This is a genomic window from Paenibacillus sp. Paensp38, from assembly GCF_059491915.1.
In genome coordinates, this window is the sequence record NZ_CP168516.1 from 921,511 (window position 1) to 940,756 (window position 19,246).

The window sequence follows — 19,246 nt, forward strand, 5'->3', positions numbered from 1 at the left end:
GGAATCTATATTTTTTAAAGGAGGTGAGTACCAGAGGCTATTTTGTGAGCTTTTGACGTAGCTGTCCGGAAGGTTGTCCTTGAGAATTAAAAAACCAAGTAAAGGGAAATGGAAAGTATTGATTAAGTCGAAAAATATCAAAAAGACGCTGTCGGTCAGTTTTACCGCTCTTCTTGCCTTTTCTCTAATTTCCCCGGTATATGGGGATTCCAGCACAACCACCTCAGAGGAGGATCAACCATTTCCGCCAAGGTTTCAGCCAAGCTGAACCAACAATTCAGTGCCAGTGAGTATGTCACCTATCTGGTTAAATTGAAGGATCAGGTGGATACGGAGTCCGTTGCCAAGCATGCTTTCCAAAAGGCCTCTGCAGAGCAGATTTCACCCGCTGCTGCTAAGCTTTCTGTACGTACAACAGTTGTGAACTCTCTCATGGATACAGCAGAAAAAACGCAACAATCCGTGGAAGAATACTTAAAGAAAGAAGTTAATAACGGAAGCGTCAAAAAGTACAAGAGTTACTTTATCGTGAACGCTTTTGCGGTCACCAGCACCAAAGAGGTCATGGATAATCTGGCCACACTTCCTGAGATCGACAAAATTTTACCGGATGAAAAGCGGGAACTGCAAAAGGTAGAAATAGATAAGGATGCCCAGCCTGTGGTTGAGGAATCTACAGCTGACCAAGTGGTTGCAGATCAGGCCGCTGTAGATACGGCTATGACGGAAGAGAATGCGCAAAAATCGGTGGAAGAATCCGTATATAAGGATGCGGTAACGCCAAGCCGTGTCGAGTGGAATATCTCTAAAATCAAAGCACCACAGGTTTGGGCCAAAGGCATTGACGGCAAAGGCATTGTTGTCGCCAATCTGGATACAGGCGTTGAAAAGAAAATGGCGTGGTCTGAATGCTTCCGGTCAGGTCGTGAATCCAGAACTGAGCTGGTATGATGCGGTTGATGGAGCATCGCTGCCAACTGATTCAAATGGACATGGTACACATACGATGGGTACAAGCGTTGGCTCGGACAGCAACGGTACGAATGAAATCGGTGTTGCTCCTGGCGCCAAATGGATTGCGGTTCGAGTATTCAATCCAGATACCACCGACTCCATCTTACTGGACGGTGGACAATGGATTCTTGCTCCTGTAGATAAAAACGGTAAAAAGCACCCTGAGCTTGCACCGGATGTGGTGAATAACTCTTGGGGCGGTGGACCTGGCCTGGATGAATGGTATCGTCCAGTCACCAAGGCGTGGAGAGCGGCTCAGATTTTCCCTGAGTTCTCCGCAGGCAACACAACACTGTCCAATCCGGGCGGACCTGGGTCTGTAGCCAATCCGGCAAATCTGCCGGAGGCTTATGCGACAGGAGCCACGGACGTTAACAACAAGCTAGCCAGCTTCTCGCTGCGCGGTCCTTCTCCTTATGGCGAAGTGAAGCCTGAAATTTCGGCTCCTGGTGTAAACATCCGTTCTTCTGTACCGGGCGGAGTGTATGAGGGGGGATGGAACGGTACCTCCATGGCAGGCCCGCATACTGCCGGATTAGCAGCATTACTGCTTCAGGCCAAACCATCTTTGACCGTGGACCAACTGGAGGATGTTATTTCAAAAACAGCAACTCCGCTGACAGACAGCCAGTATCGGACTTCACCGAACAATGGTTACGGATATGGTCTGATCGACGCGCTTGCTGCGGTGAACTCCGTACTTAAGTAAAAATAATCAGACAGGATTAAGAAAGTCTTCCAAAAATCCCTTTGAGCGGCTCGTACAGAGATTGCATACACCTGCTAACCGTGTAATGCACTAATTACGTAGCCGCTAAAAAGGGGTTTTCGTACATAAAAGAATATAAAAGTTATAGAATTTCAAGAAAAATGCAAAAAAATGACTTGTATATCTGTTTTGATAACTTTATACTATTCCATAATATATGATTATATATCAATTTTTAATATAAACTGTAATGATATAACATGTTTTTCTTCGAAGTTCTCCTGCTTTTTCTCCTTGGTTTCTACTGAATTTCATCGCTCTTCTATTGGGATTGTAAACTCACCTATGAAGTACCGCCATCTATGAACAGCCAAATATTTTTGTGCCTCTATATTCTATGAAGGAGGTGGTCGCCAACCACATCATGTTGCGCAACCCGTGTGTTTGATGTGCAAGGCATGAGGTCTTACTCTGTACAGGTTATTTCAGAAACATTAAACCTAGTAAAAGGAGTGGAAAAGTAATTGATTAAACCTAAACGATTCAAGAAACCACTGTCTATCGGACTATCTTTACTAATGGCCTTTTCCTTTGTTCAACCTGCTTTGGCGAATAACACACCGGATGGCTCCAAGCTGGAGCTGAAATCAGCCTCTCACAAGGTCACGACCGCGAAGGTATCTCCGAAACTGACCAAACAGTTTGAGGAGAATAACTATGTTACCTATCTGGTCAAATTAAAAGAACAGGTAGACACCAACAAGGTTTCCAAAAATGCTCTCCAAAAGGCCTCACTTGAGAAAATAACACCCTCCGCTGCCAAAATGGCTGCACGCAGCCATGTGATCAGCTCTCTGCGTGAAACCGCTTCAAGAACCCAATATGGGCTTGAAAATTACTTGGACAAGCAATCAGAGAGCGGCGGAGTGAAGGAATATAAAAGCTATTTTATTGTCAATGCATTGGCTGTAACAAGCACCAAGGAGGTGCTGGATCATATTTCGAAACTACCTGAGGTCGATAAAGTCTTACCGAATGAAACGCGTTATCTGCAAAAGGTGACAGTTGACAAGCAAGCAGAGGGAGCAAATGCCAAAACGGCTGAAACAGCTACAACAGCGACAGCAGCAACGGCGAAGTCTGCATCGGTAGAGAAAGCTGTAGAGCTGGAGAAGGACGATGGCAAAACATCGGCTAAGCCTGGCAATGCAGGTAAGAACGCTGTAGACCCATCTACGGTGGAATGGAACATATCCCATATTAACGCACCACAAGTGTGGGAAAAAGGAATCGACGGAACCGGAATCGTGGTCGCCAATCTGGATACAGGTGTAGATTATACACATCCGGCCCTTCATCGCAAATGGCGGGGTCTGGACGCGGCAGGCAATGTCGTGAATCCCGAGCTGAGCTGGTACGATCCGCATAGTCATTCGACGCTTCCGGTCGATCAGGAAGCCGATTCCCATGGTACGCACACGATGGGAACGATGGTCGGCTCTGAGGAAAACGGAACGAACCGAGTGGGCGTTGCACCTGGCGCGAAGTGGATTGCGGTTCGGATTTTTAATCCGGAAACGACGGATGCAATTATACTGGATGGCGGTCAATGGCTGCTTGCGCCAAAAGATGCCCAAGGGAATCTTCATCCCGAGCTTGCTCCAGACGTAGTGAACAACTCGTGGGGGGGCGGACCGGGTCTTGATGAATGGTTCCGGCCTGTGGTTCAGGCCTGGCGGGATGCTCAAATTTTCCCCGAATTCTCTGCAGGTAACACCTCTCTTTCCAATCCGGGCGGACCTGCCTCAGTAGCCAATCCGGCGAACTATCCGGAATCCTTCGCTACTGGAGCCACGGATAGCAATGATAATCTGGCCAGCTTCTCATTGTTAGGACCCTCACCCTATGGTGAAGTGAAGCCCGAAGTTTCCGCGCCGGGTGTTAATATCCGGTCATCTGTTGCTGGTGGCGCCTATAAAGGCGGATATAACGGTACTTCTATGGCGGGACCTCATGTTGCGGCCCTTGCAGCGCTGTTGCTGCAAGCGAATCATTCGCTTACCGTAGATCAACTTGAGGAAATTTTGATGAATACGGCTACACCACGAACGGACAGCACATATCCTACTTCACCAAACAATGGCTACGGACATGGTGTCATTAATGCGCTGGATGCGGTCGGTTCGGTCATGCAGGGTCTGGGCTCCGTGTCTGGTAAAGTTGTAACGGGTGGCGACGATCTGGAAGCACCTGTTCTCGAGCATACACCGCCCGCTGCGGCATTCGAGGGTATTGATATACCTCTGACTGCTCATGTAACGGATGATGTCGGCGTGACAGCCGTTGAGGCATTTGCCAAAACAGCGGGTACGTCAAACTATGTATATATTCCGTTGGAACGGACCTCCGGCGACAGCAAAGATGGTACATATCAAGCATCCATCCCGACTTTTTTGGTGGATAGCGCTGGTCTGGAATACTATATTCGTGTAAATGATTACGGTAATAACGGATTTGAAACTGAAGTATATAAGGTGAAAATCTCTAAAGGGGTAAAACCAGGCTACACACAAGACTTTGAAAAAGACATTGCCGGTATTAATATCGGTGGACAGGGCAGTGTTTGGAAATGGGGAACTCCAACAAGCGGCCCTAAAAGCGCACATTCGGGTACAAAGGTCATCGCGACCAATCTCGAAGGCCAATATCAGACCAACTCCAACAGTTATTTTATGGCCCCTCCGATTGATCTGACCGAGAGCTCAAAAGGGGCACTGGTCAGCTTCAAGCATTGGTACGATCTTGAAAACAATTCTGATTTCGGCAAAGTGTACGTAGCAACCACAAACAATCAGAATGCGTTTGAGCAGGTATTATCGTTTACCGGCGCCAGCAACGGCTGGAAAACACAATATCTTGATTTGCGGGCATTCGCGGGTCAAAAGGTATACCTCCTGTTCAACTTTACTAGTGACAATACGGTTGTGAAAGATGGCTGGTATATTGACGATCTGTCGATTCAGGAGCCAGACACCGTTGCACCTGCTGCGCCGAGCAATTTGACTGCTGAAGCAGATACTGTGGGCAACGTCACGCTGGGCTGGAATGCTTCCTCCGATGAAGATGTGAAGCAGTACAAGGTATATCGTTCTACCCAGTCAGGTAAAAATTATGCTTCCGTCAGTACAACCTCAGCACTGACATTCACAGATACCATCACGGTCGGTGGAGCGACCTACCATTATGCAGTGGCGGCCGAGGATTATAGTGGCAATGAAGGAATCAAGTCGAATGAGGCTTCTCTGAGAGTAGACGTGCCGGATACGCTGTATAGCGATCATTTTGATGGCAGCTCGGATAATGGCTGGACTCATTCCGGCACCAAAGATGAGTGGGAACGCGGCATTCCTAAGGAAGTAGGACCAGAGAGCGCAGCGTCCAGACCCAATGTGTGGGCAACCGATCTGGATAGCAATTATGAGAACGGAGCTGAATTTTCGCTGGTTTCACCAAAAATTAATTTGCAAGCTGTACGCAACGCAACACTGACCTTCAATCACTGGTTTGAAATTGAGGCTGGCTATGATTACGGTTATGTGGAAGTGTCCAAAAACAATGGTGACACGTGGAGCGAGCTGGGCAAATTCTCTCACAATACGAACGGGAAAAAGTGGGCTCCAGTTTATTACAATCTGGATAGCTACGCCGGCAATGAAATCCAAATTCGCTTCCGTTTGAAATCGGATAACAGTGTGAACAAGAACGGCTGGTATATTGACGATTTCCGTGTGCTTGGCATTCCAGCTACGACAGTGACTAAGGACATCGCACCTGAGTCGAATATCAAGCTGGAAAAAGCGGAAGAACAGTTCCCGCTGTACAAAATTACAAGTACTGAAAAGAGTGAATTCCAGGAGAAAGTGAAGCCGGCAGAAACAACGGTGGAACGTGGACGTGTCGGTCTCGACAGTCTTCCAGCCAGCGCTACGGTTACGGTATTGGAAACCGGACGTTCGGTAAAAACGGATCCGACCACGGGCAAATACAGCTTCACCCATGTAGCCGGCGACTATACGCTGAAGGCTGAAGCCTACGGTTACGTTCCTCAAACGAAAGCAGTCACGATTGAGAATAACAAAGTCATCAGAGCAAACTTTAGTCTTCAGGCCATACCTCACGGTACGATTCACGGGGTCATTACCGACAAGCAATCCGGTGAACCGATCCAAAAAGCGAAAGTGTTGGTGGTGGAGGATGCACGCATTGCTCCGGTAGAAACGAATGAGGCTGGAGAATTTACGCTGGACGTGCTGGAAGGAACATACACGTTGTCCATTGCAGCCGAAAATTATTATAGCGACAGTGCATCCGTTACTGCTCCTCCGAACGGTAGTGTGGAAGCGAATGTCATGTTGAAACCTTTTATCGGGTTCCAAGGAGGCATTGCTTACGATGACGGGACAGGAGAAAATGCTAGAGCCTTTAACGCGGCAGGCAATTCATGGGCAGTCAGAATGACACCTGAGTCGGAAGTGACTCAAGTGACAGGAGCATCGCTTTTGTTCTGGAACTCTGCCTTCCCGAATCCGGGAGGAACGGCATTCCAATATTCTGTCTATGACGCCTCCGGTGCCGCAGGAGCACCTGGACGATTGTTGGCTGGTCCATTCGACGGGACTGCCGTACGGGATGAGACACAATGGACGACGGTACAGCTCCCAGAGCCGGTGACGGTTCAAGGTGACTTCTACATCGTATATACACAGTCTGCTGTAGGCACACAGTCGCCGGGTCTTGCTACAGATGAAAGCAGTCCCAATGCGCTTCGAAGTTGGCAAGGTGTAAGCGGCACATGGAGCCAATCACCTGAGGAGGAGGGTAACTACATGATCCGGGCTATCGTCAGATATCCGGTGAATGCTCCAACGATTACGACTCCTACGAAGGCTACCTATACGCAGGAAGAGACGATTACCGTAACAGGAACTTCTCCGGCAGAAGGAGCCGATATTCAGCTCTTTAACGGTAAGGAGCTGGCTGGCACAACGAAGGTGAAGGATCGCCAGTTCAGTTTGTCGGTTGATCTTCAACCAGGTGCTAATCCGCTAAGTGTCCAAGCAGCGGTATACGGCAAAATAACGGATCGTTCCGAACCGGTGGTCGTGACACTTGACCAGACTAAACCGGGTCTGATCCTGACTTCGCCAGATGAAGGAGCCCGTACGAATGCGGGTGTCGTGAGCGTCACCGGTACGGTGTATGACGAATTCCTCACCGATTTGACGATTAACGGCGAGCCAGCCGAATTTGGAAGTGACGGCACCTTTAACAAGCGATTGCTTATCAACGAAGGTGAAAATCAAATTACGGTGACGGCCAAGGATCTTGCCGAAAACGAAACAACCGTTACGCGCTCGGTGTATGTCGATACAGCTCTGCCGAAGCTTGAAAACATTAGTCCTGCTGAGGATGTGCGTATTACTCCAGGACAGTCGGTACGAGTATCCTTTGACAGTGCATCCGGTTTGGAAGCGTCCTTCCATGTGGAGCTGCCTTTCAACCTGTCCACTTTGGGTCGCAACGATATTCCATTAAATGAAACTTCGTCAGGCCACTATGAAGGTACTTATTTCACTTCATCTTCTCTGAACCTGGAAGGCGGAGTCATCGTGATCCGGGTAAGGGATGCAGCGGGAAATGAAGTGGAGACGGAGGCGCCGGGAAGATTGTATGTAACCAATGGTGGGGGACAGAACCCTGATCCGAATCCACCTACATCCAATGAGAAGCCAGTAGCCATTATTCAGGCTAATGAATCCGCTAAGAAGAACAAAAATGTACAATTTAACGCCAAAGCTTCCCGTGATGTAGACGGTGAGATCGTCAGTTACAGCTGGAATTTTGGGGATGGTGATACGGCGGTCGGTTCCAAGGTGAAGCATAAATTCACCACAGCTGGAACGTATACCGTGGAGCTAACGGTGACGGATAATGACGGCGCAAGCGGTAAGACTGTGCATACGATCACGATCCGTTAACACCCAGTAGGAAATGGAATGCTTGTTTTAGAGTATCAATGAAGGCCCACAGCAAGCCACGGTTTATAGAGGCTGCTATGGGCCATTTTTAATTGTCGAACCGTTCAGGAAGCGATACAATGAGTAGAACTCTATAAAGTGAATCGTTTCACAATAATATTTTAGCAGGAGAGGATCATATGATTCATTTGCAAAAAGAAAGCGGACGTATCCGTCTTGTACTGGATGCCTATTTTATGGGGGAAGATATCGTTGTACTCATTTCTGGCGGTGATCAGCCCCATTTGGGAACGATTACAGCAGGGGCCAGACTCGAGCCGATTCAAACTGTGCAATTGCAAAATCACAAGGAGTTTTATATTACCGAAGAAATTGCAGTTCGCTTACGAAAAGAGTTTGCGGGCAATTTTGCCATTTGCTGCGGGACACATTTGGACCATGCATCCAAGGACGAAATCCGAGTGCTGACAGATATGGCCATACAACTGGGAAAAGAGCTCATTGGAGAACTCAAGCAAGCACGCTAGTAGCAACCTTTTTAAGTGAACTCTCGAAAGAGCAGATTGCGATAGGGGTATTTACTAAAGGAATACTTAAAAAGCAATGCAAAGCCATCGTCCTCAATTTGTACGGATTTCAGCGCAGAGGATGGAATCAAACTACGGATCATGACATGAACTGCACGCTGGTCTTGTCTGTTGATCGCTTTGGCTAAGGCAGAAGCAAAACATGGATTACGTGCTAATTCGCGATACAGCGGAAAAACGGCTTTTGCGATGGCGCGATGAACTCTCGGCTCAAATGTAAACTGCACAGTCCCCGGTGGAATCGTTGTTCCATTCGTATAATAGAGCATCGGTGGCTGAGCTAAAAAGGAAATAAAGTAGCCGATGCCATTCGTGCCTAAGCCTTGTTTGGCGGCAAATGGAGCTACTGAGCAGAGAAGGGATTTCATCCGATCCAAATTCGCCTGAACGACAGCTCGAGACCATTGAACTGCAAACGCACGGCGAGTTGCTATAGCTTTGTAAAATGGCAGCATGGCAGTGGATATTATCCTAAGTGTGTTTGCATTTAAACGTTTGTGAGGCGAGCGCTTTCTGTGGGATGTTGCACGATATAGCATAGCTCCGACCTCCTTGGCAGGATGCTCTCATGGAGCACAATTGATCTGTAACAGGTAAAATACTGTATGCCCAGTTACCTCAAAAAGTGCTAATATCGCTATGTTTCTTCTTTTTAACGTTCTAATTTAAAAATTCGAAATAAGTACTGTCCTGATTTGTAAGATTGTGGTACCCTAGAACTTATATAATTGCTATTTTTCGTATTGGAGTTGAATTTAACAGATGAGTGATTTGTACAAGGAGCCTCGATCTTCCGATCCTTTTCAGGAGACGAACGATTATAACGCCCCATTTAACCCGCCCCCAGTAGTTCCACCTACCAATAGTAAAGCTGTTGCCTCGATGGTGCTCGGGATTTTATCTGTTGTCATTCCCTATATCGGGTTGATTATCGGAATTGTGGGTATTATTTTGTCCAGTCTTTCCCTGAAGGAAATTAACCGTCATGGCGAGCAAGGCAGAGGTATGGCCATTGCTGGACTGGTATGTAGTATTATCGGTACACTGATTTATACACTGATCATCATTTTTATAGTTATTGTTTTTATTGTAGCGGCCTCCAGTGGCGATCCGGATATTTTTTCAGACATTTAATGAATTGAAGAATGCTTGAGTCAGACAAACCATTCACGATTTGACTATTGGATGCTATGATAAAAGGAGTCCAATGAAGGAGAGTGAAGCCGTATGGCACGTACTCAAACACAAAAAGCGCTAAGCAAGGCAAAACGCGCTGGAATCTATTGCGTGGCACAGAGCCGCAAAACAAATGACCATTATGGCGAGATTTCACAGCACATACGAATGAAGCCGACCAAGCAGGAACAATTACAAAAGGTCAAGCATAAGAAGCGAATCGTTCAGAGCGACGCTTCTTTTTTTGTCTTTAGAGAGAACAGCAGTGTCCTTTTCGGCGTGGATTTATAAAGTAGCAGAGAAATGATTGTATACAAGCGAAAAGCGCTTTTCTGTACCGAAAAAGGACTTGATAATAATTATCATTCTTGTTAGAATATCATAAGAAAGAAGGAACCCGGGCATGGGCTCCTTCATTATAAAGCTAGGCTTGAAATCAAAGATTTACTTGGCTTCGAAGGTTTTGCAGTCTGTTTCTTCAGACTTGTGAGTGTCTTCTGGTCTGTTGCTTACGATGTAAATGGAGCTAGCGCTGCATTTATTCTCTTGGGCCCAGTACGTACAAGAGTTGACTTCACACAGAACGTCTTTTGCCATGTTGTGCACCTCCTTATATGGGTGTGATGGGCTGAGCAAATAGTATCACGGTCAGTCAAGGTAGGACTTGTCCAACTGTGTTTACCCTCTTGTTAGGAAGAGGGATTTTGCTATGCCTACCTGTACAATATCAAATGAAATTTAAAATTGCAATGATAGCATCATTTGCAGTTCAAAGCGGACATAAGTGTCCCTTTTAATTAAAAACAAAAGCTGTCCTCCATGCAGAACGAAATGTTTCTCTGCTGGAGAACAGCTTTTTTTGTTTTTCTAACATAGGGACAGCACTAAAAGACTTAGCGCACGTTAGGAATATTTATGATGGGATCAATATCAGCATCATAGTCCACACCTTCGAACTCAAAGCCGAACAGTTGGAAAAATTCGCGACGATATCCTTCAAGATCTGACAATTCGTAGATATTGTTGGTCGTCAGCGCCTCCCATATCTTCTCAACCTCTGCCTGCACGTCTTCGCGCAGTTCCCAATCATCAATGCGAATACGTCCTTCTTCATCTACAGGAATTTCTGGTGCGTACAGACGCTCAGCAAACAGGCGGTAGCTCTGTTCTACGCACCCTTCATGCAGCCCTTTTTCCTTCATTACCTTATATAAAACAGAAATATACAGAGGAACGACAGGGATAGCGGAGCTTGATTGGGTAACGAGTCCTTTGGTGACTGCGACGAAGGCGCGTCCGCCTGTAACTTTCAGCTGATCGTTCAGCTGACGTGCTGTCTCCTCCAGATGATCCTTTGCACTTCCGATACTGCCCTCTCTGTAGATGGCTTGTGTAATATCTGAACCGATGTACGAAAAAGAGAAGGTCGTTGCAGTATCGGCGAGCACGCCGCCAGCACGCAAGGCGTCAATCCACAATTTCCAGTCCTCACCGCCCATAACTTCTACAGTTCCTTGTACCTCTTCTTCTGTTGCGGGTTCGAGCGTCACGCTGCTGACTTCCCCGGTGTGGAAGTTAACGGTCTTGTTTGTGTAAGGCTTACCAATAGGTTTAAGCACGGAATTAAACGTTTCGCCTGTGCGGGGATTTGTACGGCGACCTGAAGCGACACTATAAACCACTAGATCGACTTGTCCCAGTTCTTCGCGAATGGCTTCCACCGTTTTGGCTTTGACCTCATCCGAGAAGGCATCTCCTGTCACGCTTAAGGATTTAAGCCCAGCTTCCTGAGCGGCTTTTTCAAATGCAGCAGAATTGTACCAGCCTGCCGATGCTGTGCGTGTAGCCGTAGCATTGCTAGGACGATACACGCCAATTGTATTGGCACGCGCACCGAAGGCGGCAGTAATGCGAGAAGCCAATCCATATCCGGCAGATGCCCCGATTACAAGTACATTACGGGGGCCTTGGATAGCAGGACGGGCCTGTACATAGTCAATTTGCTCCTGAACATGTTGGGCACAGCCCACCGGATGAGCAGTGGTGCAGATAAAGCCACGTGTTCTTGGTTTGATAATCATGTTATTGTAATTCCTCTCTTCTTGTAGCGATCTTCACCCTTACTATTTTAACTTTTAACTATTTTTTTTCAAACGTGGATTTTAGTAAGTATCCTTTTTACCCAAAAGTGAATCTCTGTACAGGGTGGCAAGTGCCTAAGGGTCTGCATATGATGCTGTAACGATAAACATGAGAAGGGAGAGAGCTGCTTGAAGAACAAGAGCCGAAAAACCAACAGAAACAAAAAGCCGCTCTATCGTGTAATTGACCCGGATATGAATGAGTTAAGTATGATACAACGCTCAAAACCACTGCCTGCGGAGAGGGAGACAGAAGCAAGACTTCATCAAGTTGCTTCTCCGCCTCCCCCAACTACAGAGGAGTCGGAGCTAAAGACAGTTGTCGAGCCTGAAGTCGAGGCTCTGCACGAGAAAGAAATTGAGGTTGCAGATGTTGAGGAGACTCCAGCTTTGATGGAAGAACCCCCACTGCCAGAGCTAGAGCCAGAGCCAGAGATAGAGCTAGAGCCGGAACCAGAACCTGATCCAATTGATGTGGAAGAAATTTTGAACAATAAGAAGGCTCCGCATGTAAACAATGCTTTCATCTATACAGACGATTTGAGTGATTTCGCTGTGACAGGTGAAAAGATCGCTCCCGCTTCCATAGATTCCAGCAAGCTGAAACAAGAGAGTATCCAAACGGAATTTCTAGCAGATTATGCTGTTCATACAATTAAAATAGCTGACGGTGCTGTGACTGCTTCGAAGATTGCTCCCGACTCCATTACGGTCGAGCATCTGTCAGACGCATCAGTGGCAGGCAGTAAATTGCAGGATCGCTCTATTAGTGGTGAAAAACTTCGTGATGGCAGCATCACTCCAGAAAAGCTGGCGGATAAAATTATCAGCGGCGATCATATTGCCAATGGCTCGATTGAAAGCCGTCATTTCAAGCAATGGATCGTGTCTTCAGATATGCTTCAAGATCAGTCGGTCACCTCCGATAAAATTCGCAGCGGTACGATTCAATCGAACAATTTGGCGAATGAAGCTGTTGATAGCTCCAAGCTGGGCGATCAGTCTGTGACCACCTCCAAATTGCGGGATGGGGCTGTGGATGGAACTAAAATCCAGGCAGGCAGCATTGAGAGCGCGCACCTGACCGAGCATGCCGTTCATGCAAGGCATTTGGCCCCCGGTTCGATTAATCGCAAGCAGCTATCCGACGGAATTGTGGGCAGGGAACAATTGGAGGAAGGTGTTGTCAGCGGGCGTCATCTGGAGTCTGAGGCAGTCACCAGTACGCACATTCAGGCAGGAGCGATTGAAAGAAAGCATCTGGGTCCTGGCTCCATCGGGGAAGAGCAGCTTGGAACGGGCCAAGTAACAGCCCGGCATATCGCGGATCGGAGTATTCAATCCAATAAACTGGCAGATCAGTCTGTAGGCTCATTGCAGATTGTTGATCAATCCGTCACTTCATCCAAAATATCGGATCAGAGCATTCTCCCACACAAAATTGCCGATGAGGCAGTACTTACCAGACATATTGCAACAGCAGCCATACAAGGACCTCAGATTTCTCCAGAGGCAGTTTCTTCCGTGCATCTTCAATCCGAAATTATTCGGAAAGATCATATTGCACCAGAGGCGGTTACGGAGCAACATTTGCATTCCGGGGCTGTGACAAGCGAGAAAATAGGGAAGGGTGCAGTTCTGGATTACCATGTGGCGAATCAGGCTATCAAGGAAAATCACATCGCTTCGAGCGCTATTAAGTCTGACAAAATCGCTGACGAGGCGGTTATAGAAACTAAAATTGGCACAGGGGCGGTAACCGGAAATAAAGTTGCGTCTCAAGCCATTACCCACGTACACATTGCAACGGGAGTAATCCGTGAAAACCACCTTGCCGACAACAGTGTGGGCGGAAAGGCGTTACAGGCTCAATCGGTGGATTCAACCCATTTGGCCCAGAGCTCTGTACAGAGCAAGCATCTTGGGGAAGACAGTGTCGGAACCGCGGCGTTGCAAGAACAGTCCGTTACCGCAGACATACTAGGCGAAGGCGCTGTTCATACCGCGCATTTGGCCAGTGGTGCGGTATACTCCCACCATTTACAGGATCATGCCGTTACTTCGTTGAAACTATCGCCGGAAAGTGTGGCTACGGATAAAATTAATGATTTGGCGATTACTGCGCCTAAGCTAGCTGAGGGCAGTGTCACTTCCTCCAAGCTGTCTGCTCGTTCGGTGCAGCCATGGCATATTACGGATAAAGCAGTACTGAGCAACCATCTGGCTGTTGAAGCAGTGGAGGCGAATCATCTGGCGCCGGAATCCGTCACCTCCAACCATTTGCAGTCTGCTTCGGTCCAAACCAAACATCTCGCCCCAGATAGTGTGTCCGGCCATGCACTTCAGTCGGAAAGCGTCACTTCCGAGAAGTTAGCGGCTCGGGCTGTGCAGGCTTCCAACCTGGCGGAAAACAGCGTGGGACCCGGGCATTTGGCTGCACAGGCCGTACAAACCAGACATTTGGCCGCAGGATCAGTAGAGGACACGATATTAGCCCAGAATGCTGTGAAGTCTGAGCATCTTACAGCAGAATCCATCCAATCCGAGCATTTGCAAAGCGGGATCATTCAGGGAGAGCATATTGCATTGCAGGCTATAGCGACTCAAGCCATACAGGATGAAGCGGTTACCTCTGCCAAACTATCAGAGGAAAGTGTAACCTCTACCAAGTTGTCAGCCCATGCAGTGCAGTCCGAGCATATTATGGATGAAGCTGTACAAAGCAACCATTTGGCCGTGGCGGTTGTGGACTCGACCCATCTGGCATCTGGAGCGGTCACCTCGGTGCACCTACAGGCCTCCTCGGTGCTAACGAGACATTTGGCTCCGGATAGTGTGTCCGGTCGTGCACTTCAAGCGGAAAGTGTAACCTCGGAAAAGCTGGCAGCCCGCTCGGTACAAGGATTGAACCTTGCAGAAGGCAGTATCGGCCCTTCACATCTATCTGTGCAGTCCGTACACACGCGGCATTTGGCAGCTGGAGCGGTACAGGATAGAGTGCTGGCAGAGGGAGCGGTGAAGTCCGTGCACATTGCCCCGGAATCGATCCAACCACACCATCTGCATACTGAAATCATTCAGGGCGAGCATATTGCATCCCAGGCCATTTCGACCGATGCTTTACAAGATGAGTCTGTGACATCTGACAAACTGGCAGATGAGGGCGTGACTGCCGCCAAGCTGTCGGCCCACTCCGTACAGTCGTGGCACATTACAGACGAAGCAGTGCAAGGAAATCATTTGGCAGCAGAATCCATCCAGTCGAACCATCTGGCACCGGAAAGTGTCACTTCAGCCCACTTGCAGTCTTCGTCAGTGCTCACGAGCCATCTGGCCCCGGATAGTGTGTCCGGCCGTGCGCTACAAGCGGAAAGCGTCACCTCGGAAAAGCTGGCAGCCCACTCGGTGCAAGGAACGAATCTTGCGGAAGACAGCGTCGGCCCGTCACATTTGTCTGCACAGTCGGTACACGCCCGGCATTTGGCAACTGGCGCAGTACAGGATACAACGCTGGCAAAGGGAGCAGTGAAGTCGGTACACATTACCGCGGGGTCAATCCAGCCACATCACCTGCACACAGGAAGCATTCAGGGCGAGCATATCGCATCCCAGGCCATATCGACCGATGCTTTGCAGGATGCGTCTGTTACCTCCGATAAATTGGTGGATGAGGGTGTGACTTCCGCCAAGCTGGCGGTCAACTCGGTACAGCCGTGGCACATTACAGACGAAGCAGTGCAAGGAAATCATTTGGCAGCAGAATCCATCCAGTCAAGCCATCTGGCTTCCGAATCCGTTACCTCTCGCCATTTGCAGGCTTCCTCAGTGCTTACGAGTCATCTGGCGCCAGATAGTGTATCCGGTCGTGCACTACAGGCGGAAAGCGTCACCTCGGAAAAGCTGGCAGCGCGCTCGGTACAAGGGACGAATCTTGCGGAAGGCAGCATCGGACCGTCACATCTGTCTGCACATTCCGTACACAGCCGGCATCTGGTAGCCGGAGCGGTACAGGATAGAGCGTTGGCAGAGGGAGCAGTGAAATCCGTGCATATCGCTCCAGAATCAATCCAATCACACCATTTGCACCCTGGAACCATTCAGGGCGAGCATCTGGTATCTCAGTCGATATCGACTGATGTTTTACAGGATGAGTCTGTGACATCTGATAAATTGGCCGATGAGGGTGTGACTGCCACTAAGTTGTCGGCTCACTCGGTACAGCCGTGGCACATTACAGATGAAGCAGTGCAAGCTAATCATTTGGCAGAAGAGGCCGTTCAATCAAGTCATCTGGCGCCGGAATCTGTCACCTCAGCCCACTTACAGTCTTCGGTGATACTTGCGAGTCATTTGGCGCCGGATAGTGTATCCGGTCTTGCGCTACAAGCGGAAAGCGTCACTTCGGAAAAGCTGGCAGCACGCTCGGTACAAGGGACGAATCTTGCGGAAGACAGCGTCGGTCCTTCGCATTTATCTGCACAGTCGGTACACACTCAGCATTTGGCAGTCGGCGCTGTGCAGGATACAGCGCTAGCTGAGGGGGCAGTGAAGTCAGTACACATTGCCCCGGAATCCATCCAGCCGCATCACCTGCACCCTGGAACTATTCAGAGCGAGCATCTGGCATCCCTGTCGATATCGACCGATGTATTACAGGATGAATCCGTTACGTCTGATAAATTAGCGAATGAGGGTGTGACTGCTGCCAAACTGTCGGCTCACTCGGTACAACCGTGGCACATTGCGGACGAAGCAGTGCAAGCCAATCATTTGGCAGAAGAGACCATCCAGTCGAGCCATCTGTCACCGGAATCTGTCACTTCAGCCCACTTGCAGTCTTCGGCGGTACTTGCGAGCCATCTGGCCCCGGATAGTGTGTCTAGCCGTGCGTTACAAGCAGAAAGCGTCACCTCGGAAAAGCTGGCGGCACGCTCGGTGCAAGCGACGAATCTCGCGGAAGGAAGCGTCGGCCCTTCACAATTGTCTGAGCATGCCGTACACCCCCGGCATTTGGCACCTGGTGCAGTACAGGACAGAGCGCTGGCAGAAGGGGCAGTGAAATTCGTGCATATCGCACCGGAGTCCGTCCAGTCGCATCATCTGCAAATGGGAACCATTCAGGGTGTGCATATCGCCTCACAAGCAATACCGACCGATGCTTTGCAGAATGAGTCCGTTACGTCCGACAAACTGGCGGATGAGGGCGTGACTGCCGCCAAGCTGTCTGCTCACTCAGTCCAGCCATGGCACATTACAGACGAAGCGGTGCAAGCCAATCATTTGGCAGAAGAGGCCGTCCAGTCGAGCCATCTGGCTCCTGAATCCGTCACCTCTGATCATTTGCAGGCTTCCTCGGTATTTGCGAGACATCTGGCCCAGGACAGTGTGTCAGGTCGTGCGCTTCAAGCAGAAAGCATCACCTCGGAAAAACTGGCGGCACGCTCGGTGCACGCGACGAATCTCGCGGAAGGAAGTGTTGGTCCTTCACAGCTGTCTGAGCATGCCGTACACCCTCGGCATTTGGCACCCGGTGTTGTACAGGACAGAGCGCTGGCAGAGGGGGCGGTGAAGTCCGTGCATATCGCACCGGAGTCTATTCAACCGCACCATCTGCATCTTGGAACTATTCAAGGTGTGCATATCGCCTCACAAGCAATATCGACCGATGCTTTGCAGAATGAGTCCGTTACGTCCGACAAACTAGCGGATGATGGCGTAACTGCCGCTAAAATATCTCCTCATTCGGTCCAGCCGTGGCACATTACAGACGAAGCGGTGCAAGCCAATCATTTGGCAGAAGAGGCCGTCCAGTCGAGCCACCTGGCTCCTGAATCGGTCACCTCTGATCATTTGCAGGCTTCGGCAGTGATGACTCGGCATATTGCGCCGGGGAGTATATCGGTTCACGCGCTCCAGGCAGGCAGCGTGAACGCTGAGAAGCTTGCACTTCGGGCGGTGCGTGCTTCGAATTTGGCAGAAGCCAGCATAAACTCCGTGCATTTAACGGAGCATGCCGTACACGCTCAGCATTTGGCCGAGGGGGCGATCCAAGGGTCCGCACTGGCAGAAGGCGTGGTGCAGTCCAGGCATATCGCGCTGGATTCAGTCCAGTCGGAGCATCTGCAAGCAGGGGCTATTCAACCACAGCATGTAGGCTGGCAGGCGGTGGTTGAGGATGCTATACAAGAAGGAGCGGTAACATCCAGCAAGCTGGCAGATGGAACGGTACAGTCCCGTCATGTGGCTGAGGAGGCTATTGAGAGCCACCACATTGGAGAGGAAGTTATTGATTCGCATCACCTAAAAGCAGGCTCAGTGACACGGGCTCAGCTGTCCACAGATATTCATCTCTCGGGACTTTTGCCAGAGGAAGGTATCAGTGGCGACAGACTTCAGGCAAACAGTATATCTCGAAACCATCTGCAAGCTCAGGCCGTCGACAGCGAGGTGCTGAGCCCGGGAGCTGTGGGAGCAGAGCATCTGCAGGCCGCTGCGGTACAAAGCCATCATGTGGCAGAGCAGAGCATTGAAGGCCATCATCTGGTGGAAGGCACTGTAGGCTCACGTGAGTTGGAGCTGAACGCAGTGAAGCCGGAGCATTTGAGCATCACTCCGGTTCGTACGTGTGCGAATCAGCCCGCATTGCAGCAGTTCGGCAGAGCGCCGTTTCTTTTGAAAGGCAGTGAAGGAGAGACGGAAGTGACCATTGTATTCGGGGAGACTTTTGTAAACCCGGACTACACATTAGTAGCGATGACGAACCACCCTCTCTTTCATGCGACGCTGAAATCTCAGACGCCGAATGGAGCAGTGATCGTCGTAACCAAGTGGAACGAAACCGCGCATAACTACGGTATTATTTCCTGGATCGCCATTGGCTAGTGAAGACGGTTATTGTAAAACTCATAGCGTGCAGACTCATGTATTTTCTAAATACAGAGCTGCACGCTTTTTCATATACTTTTCACACATTTGCTCCACAATTATGCCGAATTCTCCTGATAAGCTAAAGATACTTTAAAGGAGAGGTGATTCAATCATGAAAAAATGGACTAAAAATGCAGCAGCCGTATTGACCGTAGTAAGTGTACTGGGAGGAGCAAGCAGCGCATTCGCCGCTACAGCAACAACGACTCCAGCGAGCACTGCACCAGTAACCAAAGCTCCTGCGGTTATGACACCAGCTACCAAAACACCGGCAAAAGCACCTGTGACGAAAGCACCTGTGGTAAAAACACCGGTTAAAAAAGCTGTAACAGCTCATAAAACAACAACCAAAGCAAAGAAAGCCCCTGCCAAAAAATCCGTTGCGAAAAAAGCGGCAAGCCACAAAACTAAAGCAGTGAAAGGGCAGCACCGTACAGTTAAACATCATGCCAAAAAACATAATGTTGTTAAACACAAAGCAACAGCTCATAAAACTCGTACACATCATGTCGTAGCTAAAAAAGTGACCCACAAAACTCCAGTTAAAAAAGCAGTCCCAGCAAAAACAGCTCCAAAAGCAGCAGCCAAAGTAGTAACAACCAAGAAATAAGTTTGATGCGTAGTTAGCACTCAGCTCGCCTGGCATATACAGCA

Annotated in this window: 9 protein-coding genes and 1 pseudogene; 7 read left to right on the forward strand and 3 right to left on the reverse strand. The window is 49.1% G+C overall.

Going from position 1 to position 19,246, the window contains the following annotated elements:
• Positions 1 to 118 precede the first annotated feature (118 nt).
• The 3 genes and pseudogenes from ACEN8J_RS04120 (at position 119) to lpdD (ending at position 8,288) form a co-directional block, all read left to right on the forward strand.
• Positions 119 to 1,723 (forward strand): annotated as a pseudogene (locus ACEN8J_RS04120) (S8 family serine peptidase).
• A gap of 524 nt (positions 1,724 to 2,247) precedes the next feature.
• On the forward strand, positions 2,248 to 7,761 hold the full coding sequence (locus ACEN8J_RS04125) for a S8 family serine peptidase (RefSeq protein ID WP_495594253.1): 5,514 nt from the start codon (positions 2,248 to 2,250) through the stop codon (positions 7,759 to 7,761).
• Between the two features lie 179 nt (positions 7,762 to 7,940).
• Positions 7,941 to 8,288 (forward strand): prenylated flavin chaperone LpdD, encoded by a 348-nt coding sequence (gene lpdD / locus ACEN8J_RS04130; RefSeq protein WP_029515644.1) that lies wholly within the window; start codon positions 7,941 to 7,943, stop codon positions 8,286 to 8,288.
• Positions 8,289 to 8,299: 11 nt separating this feature from the next.
• Here the strand turns inward: lpdD and ACEN8J_RS04135 are convergent, their stop codons facing one another.
• The gene (locus tag ACEN8J_RS04135) at positions 8,300 to 8,887 is read right to left on the reverse strand and encodes a hypothetical protein (protein ID WP_029515643.1); all 588 of its coding nucleotides are present in this window, start codon (positions 8,885 to 8,887) and stop codon (positions 8,300 to 8,302) included.
• 223 nt (positions 8,888 to 9,110) lie between these two features.
• On the opposite strand from ACEN8J_RS04135, the gene ACEN8J_RS04140 reads away from it, so the two are divergent.
• Together ACEN8J_RS04140 and brfA are read left to right on the forward strand one after the other, a co-directional pair.
• A complete protein-coding gene (locus ACEN8J_RS04140) occupies positions 9,111 to 9,482 on the forward strand; it encodes a DUF4190 domain-containing protein (RefSeq protein WP_025720792.1) in 372 nt (123 codons plus the stop codon).
• 93 nt (positions 9,483 to 9,575) lie between these two features.
• On the forward strand, positions 9,576 to 9,815 hold the full coding sequence (gene brfA, locus ACEN8J_RS04145; protein ID WP_495594254.1) for a ribosome rescue factor BrfA: 240 nt from the start codon (positions 9,576 to 9,578) through the stop codon (positions 9,813 to 9,815).
• A 153-nt stretch (positions 9,816 to 9,968) separates the two neighbouring features.
• On the opposite strand, the gene ACEN8J_RS04150 is transcribed toward brfA, so the two are convergent.
• Together ACEN8J_RS04150 and fabV are read right to left on the reverse strand one after the other, a co-directional pair.
• The gene (locus tag ACEN8J_RS04150) at positions 9,969 to 10,121 is read right to left on the reverse strand and encodes a DUF1540 domain-containing protein (RefSeq protein ID WP_013311427.1); all 153 of its coding nucleotides are present in this window, start codon (positions 10,119 to 10,121) and stop codon (positions 9,969 to 9,971) included.
• Between the two features lie 296 nt (positions 10,122 to 10,417).
• Positions 10,418 to 11,605, reverse strand: coding sequence for an enoyl-ACP reductase FabV (gene fabV, locus ACEN8J_RS04155; protein ID WP_495594255.1), 1,188 nt, complete (start codon positions 11,603 to 11,605; stop codon positions 10,418 to 10,420).
• Positions 11,606 to 11,794: 189 nt separating this feature from the next.
• Here fabV and ACEN8J_RS04160 point away from each other — a divergent pair, with 189 nt between their 5' ends.
• On the forward strand, positions 11,795 to 18,547 hold the full coding sequence (locus tag ACEN8J_RS04160) for a WIAG-tail domain (RefSeq protein ID WP_495594256.1): 6,753 nt from the start codon (positions 11,795 to 11,797) through the stop codon (positions 18,545 to 18,547).
• 157 nt (positions 18,548 to 18,704) lie between these two features.
• Complete coding sequence (locus tag ACEN8J_RS04165) at positions 18,705 to 19,202, forward strand: hypothetical protein (protein ID WP_029515638.1); 498 nt, start codon at positions 18,705 to 18,707, stop codon at positions 19,200 to 19,202.
• Positions 19,203 to 19,246 lie beyond the last annotated feature (44 nt).